Consider the following 15,263-nt stretch of genomic DNA (forward strand, 5'->3'; position numbering starts at 1 on the left):
TGCGGGACCGACCCGTCACGCCACGCGGGTCACGTCCGCCGCACGGGTCAGGGCAGCCCCGGCAGCAGCTTGTCCAGGGTCACCGGCAGGTCCCGGACCCGCACGCCCGTCGCCGCGTGCACGGCGTTGACGACGGCCGCGGCCGTGCCGGTGATGCCGATCTCGCCGATGCCCTTGGACCCCATGGCGTTGACGTAGGGGTCGTGCTCGTCGAGCCACACCGCCTCGATCTCACCGACGTCGGCGTTGACCGTGATGTGGTACTCGGCGAGGTCGTGGTTGGCGACCTGGCCGATCCGCGGGTCCCAGACGCTGTTCTCGTGCAGCGCCATCGACAGCCCCATCGTCATGCCGCCGATCAGCTGCGAGCGGGCGGTGCGGGCGTTGATCACGCGGCCGACCCCGAAGACGCCGAGCAGCCGGGGGACGCGGATCTCGCCGGTGTCGGCGTGCACCCGCGCCTCGACGAACTGCGCGCCGAAGGCGTACGGCGCGTGCATGTCGTCCTTGGCGGCCTGGTCGACGTCCCCGGAGACCTCGTCGCCGTCCGCCGGTGCCCCCCCGAACTTGTCGCGGAACGCGCGGGCGGCGACCACCAGGGCGGAGCCCCAGGTGTTGGTGCCCGACGAACCGCCGGCCACCGAGGCGACCGGGTAGCGGGTGTCGCCGATCCGCACGTCGACGTGGCCGACGTCCACACCGAGGGCGTCGGCGGTGATCTGCGGCAGGATCGTCCAGGCCCCGGTGCCGAGGTCGGCGGCCCCGATCTCGGCGACGTAGCGGCCGTCCTCGTAGCGCAGCGCCGCCGTCGACGTCGCCTGGCGCATCGTGGGGTAGACCGAGGAGGCGACCCCGTACCCGACCAGCCAGTCGCCCTCCCGCCGCCCGCGCGGCCGGTCGGCCCAGCCGAACCGCTCCGCGCCCTCGCGCAGGCAGCGCACCAGGTTGCGGCTGGACCACGGCTTCTTCGTCTCCGGGTCGACCTCCGGCTCGTTGTGGATGCGCAGCTCGACCGGGTCGATGCCGAGCTCCTCGGCGAGCTCGTCCATCGCGACCTCGGGGCCGAACATGCCGGGGCACTCACCGGGGGCACGCATCCAGGAGGGCACCGGGACGTCGAGCGCGGCCAGTCGGTGGGTGCTGCGCCGGTTGGGTGCGGCGTACATCATTCGGGTCGGGACGCCGGTCTGCTCCGCGAACTCCTTGATCCGCGACGTCTGTTCCACGACGTCGATCGCGATCGCCTGCAGCCGGCCGCGGCGGTCGGCGGCGAGCTGCAGCTTCTGGATCGTGGGCGTCCGGTAGCCGGCCAGGAAGAACATCTGCTGCCGGGTGAGCGCCAGCTTCACCGGCCGGCCGGGCAGCGCCCGGGCGGCCATCGTGGCGAGCATGACGTTCGCGTGCGGCTGCCCCTTGGACCCGAACCCGCCGCCGACGTACGGGCAGACGACCCGGACCTGGTCCTGCTCGAGGCCGAACACCTCGCAGACCGCAGCCCGGTCCGGGTGCACGCCCTGGGTGGAGTCCCAGAGCGTCAGGAACTCCGCCTGGGCGTCCCACAGCGCCGTCGACGCGTGTGGCTCCAGCGGGTTGTTGTGGTACATCGCGGTGGAGTAGGTGCGCTCCAGCGTGACGTCGGCGGCGGCCATCGCGGCGGCGACGTCGCCCTCGGCGGTGTCGGTCTCGTGGCCGGCATTGACCTTTTCCGGCTTGTACAGGTCGTCCCGGTCGACGGCGAGCTCCGCGTCGTGCGGCTTCTTGTCGTAGGTCACCCGGACCGCGTCGGCGGCCTGGCGGGCGACCTCCGAGGTCTCGGCGATCACCACGCCCACCACCTGCCCGCGGAAGGCCACCTCGGGGCTCTGCAGGACGGCGTACTCGGCGTCCTCGGTGCTCGCGAGCTGCTCGGCGTCGAACGGGGTGAGGATGCGCAGCACCCCGTCGAGCGCCCGGGCCGCGGTCGTGTCCACGGCGGTGACCCGGCCGCGGGCGATCGTCGCCTGCACCGGGTGGCAGTACGCCGGGTTCTCCACCGGCGTCTCGACGGCGTACTTAGCGGTGCCCCGGACCTTGTCCGCGCCGTCGCGGCGGACCAGCCCCTGACCGATGGCGCGCGGTTCCAGCAGGTCGGTCACGAGGTCTCCTCCGGGACGAGGTCGCGCAGGGTCGCGGCGACGGTGCGGGCCGCGAGCGGGATCTTGAAGCCGTTGCCACCCTCGACCCCCGGCTGCGGCTGCGCGGCCGCGAGCTCGGCGTCCATGGCCACGCGGACCGCGTGCTCGGTGAGCGGCCCGCCGCGGAGCACCTCCTCCGCGCGGTGCGCCCGCCACGGCCTGTGCGCGACACCGCCGAGCGCGATGCGCACCTCGCCGTCGTGCACCACGGCCGCGACGCTCACCAGCGCAAAGGCGTAGGACGCGCGGTCGCGCACCTTGCGGTAGGCCGAGCGGGCGCCGTCCGGCAGCGGCGGGAGGTCGATCGCGGTGATCAGCTCGCCGTGCTCCAGCACCGTGTCCCGCGACGGGTCGTCGCCGGGCAGCCGGTGCAGGTCGGGGAAGGGGATGGTGCGGACGCCGGCCGGGCCGACGGTCTGCACCCGGGCGTCGAGCGCGGCCAGGGCGACGGCCATGTCCGAGGGGTGCGTGGCGATGCACGTCTCCGGCGCGGTGGGGTCGGGCAGCGCGCCCGGCGTCCCGAGGATCGCGTGGTACCGCACGTAGCCGCCGACGGCTGAGCAACCGGTGCCCGGCTTCCGCTTGTTGCACGGCGTCGTGACGTCCTGGAAGTAGGGGCAGCGCGTGCGCTGCAGCGGGTTGCCGCCGGTGGTGGCCATGTTCCGCAGCTGCCCGGTCGCGCCGGCGAGCAGGGCTTGGGCCAGCACGGGGTACCGCTCGCGGATGCGGCGGTCGGCGGCGACCTCGCTGTTCGTGCTGGCCGCGCCGAGGCGGAGGCCGCCGTCGTCGAGGTCGGTGATCTCCCGCGAGGTGAGGGTCCGGACGTCGACGACCAGGTCGGGGCGGGCGACGCCGAGGCGGAGGTGGTCGACGAGGTTGGTCCCGCCGGCCAGGAACACGGCGTTCGGCTCGGCGGCGACGTCGCGGACGGCCTCGGCGACGTCGCCGGGTCGGGCGAAGGCGAAGGGCTTCACCGTGCCGCCCGCCCCGCCGCGTCCTGGACCGCGGGCGTGATGTTCACGTAGGCCGCGCAGCGGCACAGGTTGCCGCTCATCCGCTCGGCGACCTCGTCGTGGGTCATCTCCGGTTCGGCGGTGAGGTCCTCGGTGACGTGGCTGGGCCAGCCGCGCTCGAACTCGTCGATGACGCCGACGGCCGAGCAGACCTGACCCGGCGTGCAGTAGCCGCACTGGAAGGCGTCGCGCTCGAGGAAGGCCCGCTGCACCGGGTGCAGCTCGCCGTCACGGACCAGCCCGTCCGCGGTGGTGATCTCCGCACCGTCGTGCGCGACGGCCAGCGCTAGGCAGGACAGCGCCCGCTGCCCGTCGAGCAGGATCGTGCAGGCTCCGCACTGGCCGTGGTCGCAGCCCTTTTTGGGGCTGGTGTTGCCCAGCCGCTCGCGCAGCGCGTCGAGCAGCGAGGTGCGGGTGTCGACGGTCAGCCGGCGGGTCTCGCCATCGACCCGCAGCGTGATGTCCGCGTCCATGGCACCCACCGTGCCCGGCGGCGCGACCGAGTCAAACCCTTGCGGCGTGTCCGCCCCGCGGCCGGGCCTCGGCCGCTGACGGGCGCTCTGGTGGCGCTTACCGACGCCGACGAGCTCCGCCGGCGGTCCCGGTGCGGGGACAGCGCATGCCGGCGGGATCAAGGCGGCTGTGCCCACGACCTGAGCGCCCTGCCGGGCCTCGGGGCGCCGCCGTCGACCGACGGCTACCGCCCGGGCGCCCGGCTCGACCGGTTCCTGCGGGCCCGCGACCGCCGGTGCCGGCAGCCCGGCTGCCGCCGGCCGGTGCCCAGGCGAGGCGAACTGGACCACGACCGGCCCTGGCCCGAGAGGGAGACGAGCGCGGGGAACCTGGTCGGCTACTGCGCCACCCACCACCGCGACAAGCACCAAGCCCCGGGCTGGCGGCACCGCCTGGCCGCCGACGGCACCCTCACCGTGACCACGCCCAGCGGCCTGGTCGCCTGGACGACCCCGCCGCCGTGCTGAACCCGGCCCGGCGGGCCGCGGGTCCCGCCCTCAGCCCGTCAGCACACAGCAACCGTCGTCGGCGACAGCACCGCCGTCGGCCCGTCGGCAACCGTCGTCCTCTGCCGGCAGCCACCTCTGCCGGCAGAGGGCGGTGCTGATCAGTCGGCGGGCTCGTCCACCCAGTCGGGGCCGTTGACCTCACCGGGGCCGGCCAGGTCGCCGGCGTCGACGATCGTGTACGCGTAGCCCTGCTCGGCGAGGAAGCGCTGCCGGTGGGCGGCGTACTCGCTGTCGAGGGTGTCGCGGCTGACCACGGTGTAGAAGTGCGCCTGCCGCCCGTCGGCCTTGGGTCGCAGCACCCGGCCGAGGCGCTGCGCCTCCTCCTGCCGCGACCCGAACGTCCCCGACACCTGCACGGCGACCGCGGCCTCGGGCAGGTCGATGGAGAAGTTGGCGACCTTCGAGACCACCAGCGTCTTCACCTCACCGGCCCGGAAGGCGTCGAACAGCTTCTCCCGCTCCCGGTTCGTCGTCGACCCCTGGATCACCGGGGCGTCCAGCGCCTGACCGAGCTCCTCGAGCTGGTCCAGGTAGGCGCCGATCACGAGCTTCTGCTCGTCGGGGTGCCGGTCCAGCACCCGGCGGATCACCGGCAGCTTCGACTTCGCGGTCGCCGCGATCCGGTACCGCTCCTCGGGCTCGGCGACGGCGTACGTCATCCGCTCCTCGTCGTCGAGCGCGACCCGCACCTCCACGCACTCGGCGGGCGCGATGTAGCCCTGGGACTCGATGTCCTTCCACGGCGCGTCGTAGCGCTTGGGCCCGATGAGCGAGAAGACGTCGTCCTCGCGCCCGTCCTCGCGCACCAGCGTCGCCGTGAGCCCCAGCCGGCGGCGGGACTGCAGGTCGGCGGTCAGCCGGAAGATCGGCGCCGGCAGCAGGTGCACCTCGTCGTAGACGATCAGGCCCCAGTCCTGCGCGTCGAACAGGTCCAGGTGCCGGTACTCGCCCTTCCGGCGGGTGGTGATCACCTGGTAGGTCGCGATGGTGACCGGCCGGATCTCCTTGCGCTCCCCGGAGTACTCGCCGATCTCGTCCTCGGTCAGCGTGGTCCGGGCCAGGAGCTCCCGCTTCCACTGCCGACCGGAGACGGTGTTGGTCACCAGGATGAGCGTGGTCGCCTTGGCCTCGGCCATCGCCGCGGCGCCGACCAGCGTCTTGCCGGCCCCGCAGGGGAGGACGACGACGCCCGAGCCGCCGGCCCAGAACCCGTCGACGGCCTCCTGCTGGTAGTCGCGCAGGTGCCAGCCGTCCTGCTCCAGGAGGATCGGGTGCGCCTGCCCGTCGACGTACCCGGCGAGGTCCTCGGCCGGCCAGCCGACCTTCAGCAGCGCCTGCTTGAGCCGGCCGCGCTCCGACGGGTGGACGACGACGCTGTCGTCGTCGATCCGGGCGCCCAGCATCGGGGCGACCTTCTTGGACCGGATGACCTCCTCGAGCACCGCGCGGTCGGTCGAGCTGAGCACCAGTCCGTGCACCGGGTTGTTCTGCAGGGTCAGCCGGCCGAACCGGTCCATCGTGTCGGCGACGTCGACCAGCAGCGCGTGCGGCACCGGGTAGCGCGAGTAGCGCACCAGCGCGTCGACGACCTGCTCGGCGTCGTGCCCCGCGGCGCGGGCGTTCCACAGCGCGAGCGGCGTCACCCGGTAGGTGTGCACGTGCTCGGGCGACCGCTCCAGCTCCGCGAAGGGCGCGATCGCAGCGCGGCAGTCACGGGCCAGCGGGTGGTCGACCTCGAGCAGCAGGGTCTTGTCCGACTGCACGATCAGAGGGCCGTCAGGCACGCGTACGCATCCTTCGCTCGAAAACTGCGGCGCGGACGAGCGCGCCGGACTCTCCACGGTAACGCCGACGGACGACGAGGCCTTCCGTCCCTGGCCACCGGCGGTGGACGGCTCCATGCTCCGGACGCGGCCTGGACCAGCATCCCGAGGAGGAGTCGTGCAGGAACTCGACCGCGACGAGGTCAGCACGCTGATCGCTGCCCCGCCCGACCAGGTCTACGCCCTCCTCTCCGACGTGACCCGGACGCCGGAGTTCAGCCCCGAGGTCCGGAGCTGCCGGTGGCTCGACGGCGCCACCGGGCCCGCCGTCGGGGCCCGCTTCGAGGCGGTGAACGCGTCGCGGTCCGGCCGGACGTGGAAGAACCGGCCCGTCGTCCGGGTGGCCGATCCCGGCCGGGAGTTCGCGTTCGCCCGCACGGAGCCCATGGCCGGCACCGTCCTCTGGCGCTACCGCCTGGAGCAGGCCGGGGACCGGACCCGCGTCGTGGAGGGGTACGAGGTCGAGCGGCCGGTGACCCGGGTGGGCTGGTTCGTGATCGAGAGGGTCTTCAAGGGCGGCAACCGGCGCGAGGAGCTGCGGGCGGGGATGGAGACCACGCTGGCGCGGCTGAAGGCCGTGGCCGAGGAGGCCGCGGCCCGGGCGCGGTGACGCTCAGGTGCGCGGGCGCCAGCGCTTCCAGAGAGCGACCGCCGTGGCGCGCGGCTTGCCGTCCCAGTGCAGCCCCACGTCCACGGTCATCTGGCCCTCGCCGGCCTCGGTCACCACCGCCCGCAGCGTCACCGCATCGGCCAGCGGCGCCGGCCGCAGGTACCGCACGTCCAGCCCCGCCGTCACGTAGGCCAGCGCCGCCCCCGGCAGCGGCCCCCAGCCGCGCAGGTCGGCCTCGTGGAGCACGGCGGCCGCGCTGTGGCAGTCCAGCAGCGTGGAGATGATGCCGCCGTTGAGGTAGCCCAGGCCGTTGTCGTGCTCCGGCCACGGGGTGAACGTCGCGGTGACGGCGTCCTCCCCGGGGTGGCTGCGCAGCCCGAGGCCGCCCTCGTTGGCCGGCCCGCAGCCGAAGCACGTCAGCGTGGGGACCAGTCGTTCCTGGATGCTCGGGAGGCCGTCGATCACGGGGGGAGCATGCCGGGCCGGGCAGCGGGCACCCCGATCGAGGGGGCCGGCGCCGATAGGTTGAGCGGCATGGGCTCGGGCCGGTGGTGGTTCCTCGGGGGCGCCGTCTCCTCCGCGGCGGCCTGGGGGTGGTCGCTGGTGCGGCTGCCCGACCGGGTCCCCGTCCACTTCGGGGGCGCCGGCGACCCGGACCGCTGGGTCGGCCGCGCCGAGGCGCTGTGGACCTCCGGGCTCCTCGCGGTGGGCATGGCGCTGCTCTTCGCGGGCCTGGTCCGGCTGGTCCACCGGGCGCCCGCCCACCTGTTCAACGTGCCGCCTCCCGAGCACTGGAAGCGGCCCGAGCACCTGCCGCACCTGCGGGCCCTCGTCGCCGACGACCTGTGGTGGATCGGCGCGTGGACGCTGCTGCTGATCGCCGCGGTGCAGGTGCTCGTGGTCCGCGCCGCGCAGCTGGCCGATCCCCGGCTCGACGGCTGGGCGTTCGCCGTCCTGGGGCTCTACCTGCTGGCGGTCCTCGGCCGCGTCGGCTGGATGCTCACCCGCCGGTACGCGGTGCCGGCCCCCGGCTGACGGCGAGCCCCACCCGCACCCGGTCGCCGGCCCGCAGCCCCTCGGCCGCCCGCACCGGCTTCTTCACCGGCAGCAGGTAGGAGCCGCTCCGCGCGTCGGGGAACACCGACGTCTGCCACGAGGTGCCGCCCACCGTGGCGGTGACCCGCACGGACCCGAACCCGGCGCGGGCGCCGGCCTCGCGCACGTCGTCCGCGACCTCGGGCGGCAGCGTGAGGAAGTGCCACCCGGCGGGGCCGTCGTGCACCCAGAGGACGGCGGTGAACGTCTCGGTCACGGCGGCACGGTAGGCCGCCTCACCGACGGAACGGCGCGGGTCAGGCGCCGTCGTCCTCCACCAGCGCCACCGACGTGATCCGGTGGACGGCGAAGGTGCGGCTCTCGCCGCGGCGCTCGTCGTAACCCTGCAGGAAACCCCCCGCGAGCGAGACCGGCTGCACCACGCGCTGGCTGCCGCTGCCCTGGGCGTCCACGTAGCCCAGCCACACCGGCACGCCCTCCCGGACCGCCCGGGAGAGCAGCTCCAGCGTCGACGCAGTCGTCACCCCGGGCACCTGGCGCACCGCCTCGCCGCGGCGTGCGGCGAGCGCCGCGTCACCGGCGCGGATCTCCCGCACCGTCGTGTCCAGGTCGGTCGCGCTCAGCGGCCGCGGCGCGGCCGGCGGCTCGGTGCCGCGGCGGCCGGCGGCGCGCGGGCGGGCCGGCGGCCGGGTGAGCACCGCCCCGCCCGGGTGCTCGCCGGCCGGGGCGTAACCGGCCTCCCGGAGCACGGTCAGCACCTCGTCGGCGCCCAGCCCGCTCACGAGCACGCCCGGGGCCAGCCTGCGCAGCTCGGCGGGGGCGGTGCGCCGGTCGCTGAGCACCTGGGAGAGCAGCCCGTGGTCGTCCGAGCGCACGTAGGACTCGATCGCGCCCACGCGCAGCCGCCCGTGCTGCCGGGCCACGTCGTCGACGAGGTAGTCCAGCGCCTGGGGGACGGGCGTGCGGGACGCCCTGGCGAAGAAGTCGTGCAGGTCGGGAGCCGACCAGCCGGCGTCCAGCGCCCGGCGGACCGAGGAGTCCGACACCCGGAACACCGTCGCGCCACCGGAGGACTCGACGTCGGCGACGACCGAGAGCGTGTCGGCCAGCTCGGCCACCAGCGGCCCCGGGGCGATCAGCGACAGGTCCGGCTGGGCGAGCACGTGGTCGACCGGCTCGGGCAGCAGCCCGCGCATCCCGTCGGCGGCGCCGTCCTCGCCGGCGGTGAGCAGGCCGCGGCCACCGGTGGAGAGCACCCCGCCCACGACGACGCCGAGCCGCGCCGCCTCGGCCAGCACGTCGGGCACCGGCGCCAGGCGGTCGGCCCGGCGCGGGGTGCGCCAGCGCAGCAGCGCGGTCAGCTCCTCGGCCACCAGCCCGCAGCCCGGCGGCTGCTCGGTGAGCACGGCCAGCGCCGAGCGGCGGATCGCCGGCGCCGTGTGCCGCACCAGGTCGGGGGAGAGCGGGTTGGCGGCCTTGCCGGCCACGTCGCGCACACCCACCAGCGAGGGCAGCCGGACCGCACCCAGCCACCCGGCCGCCAGCACCGCCCAGCGGTCGGCGAGGTCCTGTTCCCGCCAGACGTCGTAGGCGCGGGTGGGCAGCCACTCGTCGCGGTGCGGCCCGCCGACGTCGAGCAGCCCGGCGGCGTGGGCCAGCTCCAGCAGCCACGCGGCGTCGGGCTCGGCCACCTTGAGCGTCTTCGCCAGCCGCTTCTGGTCGCGGACACCCACCCCGCCGCTGCGCAGCAGCCCGGCGGGCTCCTCCTCCAGCAGCGCCAGCAGCTCGCCGACCCGCCCCACCTGCTCCAGCGCCGCACCGGCGGCCTGCCGGTCCACGACCTGCGGGTCGCGCGTCACGACGGCGGGCTCCGGCCGCCGCCGCGGCGGGCCGTAGGGCCGGTCGCCGCGCAGCAGCAGCCCGAGCTCGCGGGGCAGCTCGACGTTCAGCGCGTCGATGCGGGCCAGCAGCCCCCGCTGCAGCAGCCGTCGCGCCGGGGTGGCGCCGCCGTTCGGCGCCTCCGGGAGGTGCCCGACCGGGCGGTCGCCGGCCAGCCGCTCCAGGACGGCGCGCTCCTCGGGGTCGAGTTCGGCCACGGCGGCGGGGAGGTCCGCGGGCAGCTGCAGGCGCAGGTCGACCGCCCGGCGGCCCAGCCCGGCGGGGTGGCGGACGGCGCGGCGCACCGGGTCGGGGGCGTGCAGGACGTCGTCGCCCCACAGCAGCGCCCGCGTGGTGAGCGCCTCCACCGCGGCCTCGACCACCTCGTCGGGCACCTCGGGCAGCGCGTCCACGAGCGCGTCGGGCGGCATCCCGTCGGTGGGCGCCAGCAGGACGACGTCGAGCACCTGCAGGGTGGCGGCGTCGAGCTCGTCGAGGGCGCGGTCGACCGACACCGGGACGGCGAGCCGGCTGGCCAGCGCGACGACGTCGGAGGGTGCGGGGCGGGCGACGTCGGGCCGGGCCGCCAGCAACGCGCGCAGCTGCTCGTCGCTGCGGGTGCGCAACCAGGCGGCGAGCGTCGCAGGGGCTTCCGTGGACATCCGGTCCACGCTACGTCGCCGCCCCGGCGGACGCTGCTGCCAGCATGTGCGCATGCACCCGGCGAGTGAGGACCCCGACACCCGGACCGCCCTGGCCGCCCTCCAGGTCGGGGCGCTGCGCTGGCTGGGTGGCGGCGCGATCGCCGTCGTCCTCGGGGTCCTGCTCGGCGTCGCCACCGTCACGGTGGCCGGTGAGGACGGCCGGCGGGTGCCGGGTGCCGGGCTGGTGGTCCTCGCGCTGGTCCTGGGCGGGCTGGCCGCCGTCGTCGTCGGCGCCGGGGCGCTCCTGCGCACGAACCGCTGGCGGCGGGCGCTGACCGGCACGACCTGGCGCTCCGGGCAGCTCTACGTCGCCGGGCCCGCGGTGCTCTCCTTCGAGCCGGACGGCGGGGACGACGCCGTGCACCTGCGGCTGCTGAGCACCGCGATCTGGCGGACCCGCGCGGTGCAGGACCTCGACGGGGCCGCCGTCCTCGCGGCACCGGTCGCACCCGGTCAGTGGGTGTTCACCGCCGAGGGAGCGGGCACCCTGTACGGGGCCCGCGTCGTCCCGCGCGGGCGCTGACCGCGACACCACCGCCGCCACGGGGGGCGGTGGCGCGCGGTCGGCAGCCCGGTCAGGAGAAGATGTCGGCAACAGTGCACCGCGCGGTGCACCCGCTACCGCACACGGAGGCGTCATGGCCAAGCGCAACGAGAAGCACGCCCACCTGGTGGAACCCACCTGGGGCGAGTCCGACGGCGGCGGCCCGCCGATCACCGAGCTCTCCGCCTCGGTCGCCGGGGGGCTGTCCCCGTTCGGCGAGGACCACGGCTTCCCGCTCCCGGCCGACCGGCTGCGCTACGCCCACCCGACGGACAAGCCCAACCGGGCCGGCGTCCAGACCGCCGAGGGCCGGCGGCGGTGAGCGCGCCCGCGCTGCCGTCCTACAGCAGCGGGACCGCCACGGTTCCCCTGCTGGGCGACACGATCGGGGCGAACCTGGATCGGACGGCAGCGCGGGTGGGTGACCACGAGGCGCTCGTCGAGTGCGCCTCGGGCCGCCGCTGGAGCTACCCGCAGCTGGTCGACGAGGTCGACGCCTGCGGCCTCGGGCTGGACGCGCTCGGCGTCGGCAAGGGTGACCGGGTCGGCATCTGGGCGCCGAACTGCGCCGAGTGGGTCTTCGTCCAGTACGCGACGGCGAAGCTCGGCGCGATCCTGGTCAACATCAACCCGGCCTACCGCACCCACGAGCTGGCCTACGTGCTGCAGCAGGCCGGCATCTCGGTGCTGGTGAGCGCACCGGAGTTCAGGACCAGCGACTACCGCGCGATGGTCGCCGAGGTCCGGGGTGACTGCCCCGCGCTGCGCGAGGTCGTCTTCCTGGGCTCCCCGGAGTGGGAGCGGGTGATGGGCGCGGGCCGCGCCGGTGACCGGGGCCGGCTGGCCGAGCGGGCCGCCGAGCTGTCGGCCGACGACCCGATCAACATCCAGTACACCTCGGGGACGACCGGCTTCCCCAAGGGCGCCACGCTCACCCACCACAACCTGCTCAACAACGGGTTCTTCGTGGGCGAGGGCTGCGGCTACACCGAGGCCGACCGGATCTGCATCCCGGTTCCCTACTACCACTGCTTCGGCATGGGCATGGGCAACCTGGCGGCGACCAGCCACGGCGCCACGATGGTCATCCCCGCACCCGGCTTCGACCCCGCGCTGACGCTGCAGGCCGTCCAGGACGAGCGCTGCACCTCGCTGTACGGCGTCCCGACGATGTTCATCGCCGAGCTGGGGCTGCCGGACTTCGCCGACTACGACCTCTCCACCCTGCGCACCGGCATCATGGCCGGCTCCCCGTGCCCGGTGGAGGTGATGAAGCGCGTCGTCGCCGAGATGGGCATGACCGAGGTGACCATCTGCTACGGCATGACCGAGACCTCGCCGGTCTCCACCCAGACCGGTGCCGACGACGACCTCGACCGCCGCACCTCCACGGTCGGCCGCGTGCACCCGCACCTCGAGGTCAAGGTCGTCGACCCGGCCACCGGGCTCACCGTGCCGCGCGGCACGCCGGGGGAGTTCTCCACCCGCGGCTACTCGGTGATGCTCGGCTACTGGGAGGAGCCGGAGAAGACCGCCGAGGTGATCGACGCCGCGCGCTGGATGCACACGGGCGACCTCGCGGTCATGGACGAGGCCGGCTACCTGAACATCGTCGGCCGGATCAAGGACATGGTCATCCGGGGCGGGGAGAACGTGTACCCGCGGGAGATCGAGGAGTTCCTCTACACCCACCCCGACATCGTCGACGCGCAGGTGATCGGCGTCCCCGACGAGCGGTACGGCGAGGAGCTGATGGCCTGGGTGCGGCTGCGCGAGGGCGCCGAGCCGCTGACCGCCGAGGCGCTGCGGGAGTTCTGCGCCGGCCGGCTGGCGCACTACAAGGTGCCCCGCTACGTCAAGGTCGTCGACGAGTTCCCGATGACGGTCACCGGCAAGGTGCGCAAGGTCGAGATGCGCCAGGTCGCGGTCGCCGAGCTCGGGCTCGAGTCCGCGGCGGCGGTGCGGAACGCCTAGACGCCGGCGGTGCTGCTGGGCGCCAGCCGGACGATCAGCTTCGACAGCAACGAGCCCGCGACCACCCAGATCAGCGCGGCGAGCGCGGCGTTGACCGCCTCGGCGACCTCCGGGTCCGACGGCGTGAACAGGTCGCGGGTGAACCAGCCGAACGAGTCGCGCCAGTCAGCCGCGAACTGCACGAGGACGTTGCCCGGGTTCGCCTGGAAGAGCACGAAGACCGCGTGGACGACGATGACCGCGGCGATCACCGCGAACACCGTGCGCACGATCGTGGCGACCAGCGTCAGGATCCGAGCGGCTGCGGGCATGCGGTCATGATCCACTGCGCGGTGCGCCGCCGCGACCGGTCCCCTCAGCCGGCCGCGACGCGGACCACGAGCGCCCGGTGGTCCGACAGCGGCAGCCGCACCGCCTCGGCCGGGCCGTCCGCCCGCAGATCGCCGCGCACCAGCACGTGGTCCAGCTGTCGCGACGGCCGCGGCGCCGGGAAGGTGGCCGCCGTCGCGATCGGCGTGAGCCCGCTGTGCCGCGCGGCGGCGCGCTGCTGCATGTTCAGGTCCCCCATGAGCACCAGCGGCTCCGGCGTCCCCTCGAGCGAGCGCACCAGGGTGCGCAGCTGGTGGCCGTTCCACCGCGGGATGAAGGACAGGTGGGTGTTGCACACGGTGAACCGCCCGGCCGGCCCGTCGACGACGGCGGCGACGGCGACCCGCGGTTCGTCGCGGGCAAGGAACGGGCGGTGCGAGTCCGGCGACCACAGCGGCACGCTCACCCGGAGCGGCGCCAGCCGGATCACCCGCCAGGAGAGGACGGGGTGGCGGGAGATCAGGGAGATCCCGTAGCTCGCCGAGCCGGGTTGCTCGTCGCCGGTGGCCGCCATCCAGGTGCCGCCGGGTGTCCCGGAGAGCGCGGCGACGAACTGCGAGTCGACCGCCCCCATCGCCTCGGCGGCGACGGCCGTGAGGTCCGCGCCCAGCGAGCGCGGTTGGTCGCGGTCCACCTCCTGGAGGCCGAGCACGTCGGCGTCCAGGCTCTTCACCGCCGCGGCCAGCCGGTCGACGTCGACCCGGCCGTCGTCGAGCGAGCGTCCGTGCAGGATGTTGAAGGTCGCGATGCGCACCCGGTCCCTGTGCCCCGCCGCCCGGTGCATCTACCCCTCCGTGTGCCGGCGGCCGGTGCGGGTAGCAGGCGCTGGGTGCAGACGTCCCCCCGCGAGCAGGTGCGCGACCTCCTCAAGCGCACCGCCGTCGCGCTGAAGCAGGCCGATGTGCCGTTCGCGCTCTGCGGCGGCTACGCCGCCTGGGTGCGCGGCGCCCCCGAGCCCGACCACGACGCCGACTTCCTGGTGCCGGCGGGCGAGGCCGAGCGGGCGGCGAAGGCGCTGGCCGACGCCGGCCTGCAGGTCGTCGACCCCGCGGAGGACTGGCTGCTCAAGGTCGTGCGGGACGGCGTCTTCGTGGACGTCATCTGGCGCACCTGCGGGCGGCCGGTGGAGACCGACCTGGTCGACCGGGCCGAGGTGCTGCCGGTGCTCTCCGTGCAGATGCCGGTCATGGCGCCGACCGACATCGTCGTCTCCAAGCTGATGGCGCTGGACGAGCACTACTGCGACTTCGCCCGGCTGCTCCCGGTGGCCCGGGCGCTGCGCGAGCAGGTCGACTGGGGCCAGGTGGCGGCCGAGGTGGCGGAGAACGACTTCGCCGTCGTCTTCCTGCACCTGCTGGACCGGCTGGAGATCGTGCCGGGGGTCAGCCGGGGATGACGACCGCGGCCGCGGCGGCGAGCGCGGTCAGGGCCACGGTCGCGGTCGCTGCGCGGGCGACCGCCGGGCTGGCCACGGCCTCGTCCGCGGCCAGCCGTCGCCGGACCTGGCGGTAGCGGGCCGGCGAGAGCCCGCCGAGGACCACGAGCCCGAGCAGAGCGGCGACGCCCGCGAGGAGCAGCAGGGCCGGCCGGGCCAGGTGCACCGCCCGGTGCCCGACCAGGCCGGCCACGGCGAGCAGGCCCAGCCCGGTGCGCTGCCAGGCGAGCACCGTCCGCTCGGGCTGGGTCTCCACGGGACCGGTCACCCGCGCAGCACCTCCACGCCCACGAGGACGCCGACGACGACCACCACCGCCGCCACGGCCGCGACCGCGGCCGGGACCAGCCGGCTGGCCGGCAGCGCGCGCCCGGCCCCGATCGCCGCCTCGTTGGCCTGCCAGCGGCGGTAGCCGGCCAGCGCGACGCCCAGGCCGATGAGGACGAGCGCCAGCGCGACCGCGGCGCTGCCCCAGCGCACCCCGAGGTCGGGGGCGTAGGTGGCGACGGCCACCCCGCCGGCGACCAGCGCCAGCCCGGTCCGCAGCCAGGCCAGCAGCGTGCGCTCGTTGGCGAGGGTGAAGCGGTAGTCGGGGTGGTCGGGCACCGGCCCAGCGTAGGGACCCGCCCGGAATCGGCAGGTCGGCGCGGCGCCGCGGCGG

General features: G+C 75.1%; 18 protein-coding genes. 7 read left to right on the forward strand and 11 right to left on the reverse strand.

All coding sequences use genetic code 11. The features are described 5' to 3' along the window. Positions 1-47: 47 nt before the first annotated feature. The 3 genes from ACI79W_RS08015 to ACI79W_RS08025 are packed head-to-tail and all read right to left on the reverse strand — an operon-like array spanning position 48 to position 3,660. Entirely contained in the window at positions 48-2,135 is a 2,088-nt protein-coding gene (locus ACI79W_RS08015; RefSeq protein WP_456561549.1) for a xanthine dehydrogenase family protein molybdopterin-binding subunit, read from the reverse strand. Then, positions 2,132-3,148, reverse strand: a complete 1,017-nt coding sequence (locus ACI79W_RS08020) for an FAD binding domain-containing protein (protein ID WP_456561550.1) — start codon at positions 3,146-3,148, stop codon at positions 2,132-2,134. Before ACI79W_RS08020 ends, ACI79W_RS08015 begins: the two co-directional genes overlap by 4 nt. Beyond that, positions 3,145-3,660: a 2Fe-2S iron-sulfur cluster-binding protein gene (locus tag ACI79W_RS08025; RefSeq protein WP_456561551.1), complete on the reverse strand. Its 516-nt coding sequence runs from the start codon at positions 3,658-3,660 to the stop codon at positions 3,145-3,147. Before ACI79W_RS08025 ends, ACI79W_RS08020 begins: the two co-directional genes overlap by 4 nt. A gap of 303 nt (positions 3,661-3,963) precedes the next feature. Here ACI79W_RS08025 and ACI79W_RS08030 point away from each other — a divergent pair, with 303 nt between their 5' ends. Next, a complete protein-coding gene (locus ACI79W_RS08030) occupies positions 3,964-4,167 on the forward strand; it encodes a hypothetical protein (protein ID WP_456561552.1) in 204 nt (67 codons plus the stop codon). A gap of 140 nt (positions 4,168-4,307) precedes the next feature. Here the strand turns inward: ACI79W_RS08030 and ACI79W_RS08035 are convergent, their stop codons facing one another. Next, positions 4,308-5,993 carry a DNA repair helicase XPB gene (locus ACI79W_RS08035; protein ID WP_456561553.1) on the reverse strand — a complete coding sequence of 562 codons (1,686 nt, stop codon included), beginning with the start codon at positions 5,991-5,993 and terminating at the stop codon, positions 4,308-4,310. A 157-nt stretch (positions 5,994-6,150) separates the two neighbouring features. Here ACI79W_RS08035 and ACI79W_RS08040 point away from each other — a divergent pair, with 157 nt between their 5' ends. Further along, positions 6,151-6,642: an SRPBCC family protein gene (locus ACI79W_RS08040; RefSeq protein ID WP_456561554.1), complete on the forward strand. Its 492-nt coding sequence runs from the start codon at positions 6,151-6,153 to the stop codon at positions 6,640-6,642. 3 nt (positions 6,643-6,645) lie between these two features. Here ACI79W_RS08040 and ACI79W_RS08045 read toward each other — a convergent pair whose 3' ends face one another. Beyond that, entirely contained in the window at positions 6,646-7,107 is a 462-nt protein-coding gene (locus ACI79W_RS08045) for a PaaI family thioesterase (protein ID WP_456561555.1), read from the reverse strand. A 69-nt stretch (positions 7,108-7,176) separates the two neighbouring features. Here ACI79W_RS08045 and ACI79W_RS08050 point away from each other — a divergent pair, with 69 nt between their 5' ends. Beyond that, complete coding sequence (locus ACI79W_RS08050) at positions 7,177-7,677, forward strand: DUF1648 domain-containing protein (RefSeq protein ID WP_456561556.1); 501 nt, start codon at positions 7,177-7,179, stop codon at positions 7,675-7,677. Here ACI79W_RS08050 and ACI79W_RS08055 read toward each other — a convergent pair. Next, entirely contained in the window at positions 7,643-7,954 is a 312-nt protein-coding gene (locus ACI79W_RS08055; RefSeq protein ID WP_456561557.1) for a DUF1905 domain-containing protein, read from the reverse strand. The two genes, ACI79W_RS08050 and ACI79W_RS08055, sit on opposite strands and share 35 nt — an antisense overlap. A gap of 40 nt (positions 7,955-7,994) precedes the next feature. Further along, complete coding sequence (locus ACI79W_RS08060; RefSeq protein WP_456561558.1) at positions 7,995-10,238, reverse strand: helicase-associated domain-containing protein; 2,244 nt, start codon at positions 10,236-10,238, stop codon at positions 7,995-7,997. Positions 10,239-10,290: 52 nt separating this feature from the next. Here ACI79W_RS08060 and ACI79W_RS08065 point away from each other — a divergent pair, with 52 nt between their 5' ends. From ACI79W_RS08065 to ACI79W_RS08075, 3 genes are all read left to right on the forward strand, one after another. Then, positions 10,291-10,803 (forward strand): hypothetical protein, encoded by a 513-nt coding sequence (locus tag ACI79W_RS08065; protein ID WP_456561559.1) that lies wholly within the window; start codon positions 10,291-10,293, stop codon positions 10,801-10,803. Positions 10,804-10,918: 115 nt separating this feature from the next. Further along, positions 10,919-11,146, forward strand: a complete 228-nt coding sequence (locus tag ACI79W_RS08070; RefSeq protein WP_091929393.1) for a hypothetical protein — start codon at positions 10,919-10,921, stop codon at positions 11,144-11,146. After that, positions 11,143-12,798, forward strand: a complete 1,656-nt coding sequence (locus tag ACI79W_RS08075) for an AMP-binding protein (protein WP_456561560.1) — start codon at positions 11,143-11,145, stop codon at positions 12,796-12,798. Before ACI79W_RS08070 ends, ACI79W_RS08075 begins: the two co-directional genes overlap by 4 nt. Here ACI79W_RS08075 and ACI79W_RS08080 read toward each other — a convergent pair. Together ACI79W_RS08080 and ACI79W_RS08085 are read right to left on the reverse strand one after the other, a co-directional pair. Then, positions 12,795-13,109: a hypothetical protein gene (locus ACI79W_RS08080; RefSeq protein ID WP_456561561.1), complete on the reverse strand. Its 315-nt coding sequence runs from the start codon at positions 13,107-13,109 to the stop codon at positions 12,795-12,797. The genes ACI79W_RS08075 and ACI79W_RS08080 overlap by 4 nt on opposite strands. A gap of 44 nt (positions 13,110-13,153) precedes the next feature. Next, positions 13,154-13,921: an endonuclease/exonuclease/phosphatase family protein gene (locus ACI79W_RS08085; RefSeq protein WP_456561562.1), complete on the reverse strand. Its 768-nt coding sequence runs from the start codon at positions 13,919-13,921 to the stop codon at positions 13,154-13,156. Between the two features lie 75 nt (positions 13,922-13,996). Here ACI79W_RS08085 and ACI79W_RS08090 point away from each other — a divergent pair, with 75 nt between their 5' ends. After that, positions 13,997-14,563, forward strand: coding sequence for a nucleotidyltransferase family protein (locus tag ACI79W_RS08090; RefSeq protein WP_456561563.1), 567 nt, complete (start codon positions 13,997-13,999; stop codon positions 14,561-14,563). Here the strand turns inward: ACI79W_RS08090 and ACI79W_RS08095 are convergent. Together ACI79W_RS08095 and ACI79W_RS08100 are read right to left on the reverse strand one after the other, a co-directional pair. Then, entirely contained in the window at positions 14,550-14,870 is a 321-nt protein-coding gene (locus ACI79W_RS08095) for a DUF202 domain-containing protein (RefSeq protein ID WP_456561564.1), read from the reverse strand. The genes ACI79W_RS08090 and ACI79W_RS08095 overlap by 14 nt on opposite strands. Continuing rightward, a complete protein-coding gene (locus ACI79W_RS08100; RefSeq protein ID WP_456561565.1) occupies positions 14,867-15,208 on the reverse strand; it encodes a YidH family protein in 342 nt (113 codons plus the stop codon). Before ACI79W_RS08100 ends, ACI79W_RS08095 begins: the two co-directional genes overlap by 4 nt. Positions 15,209-15,263: the final 55 nt, after the last annotated feature.

It is taken from the genome of Blastococcus sp. SYSU DS0533, assembly GCF_054050775.1.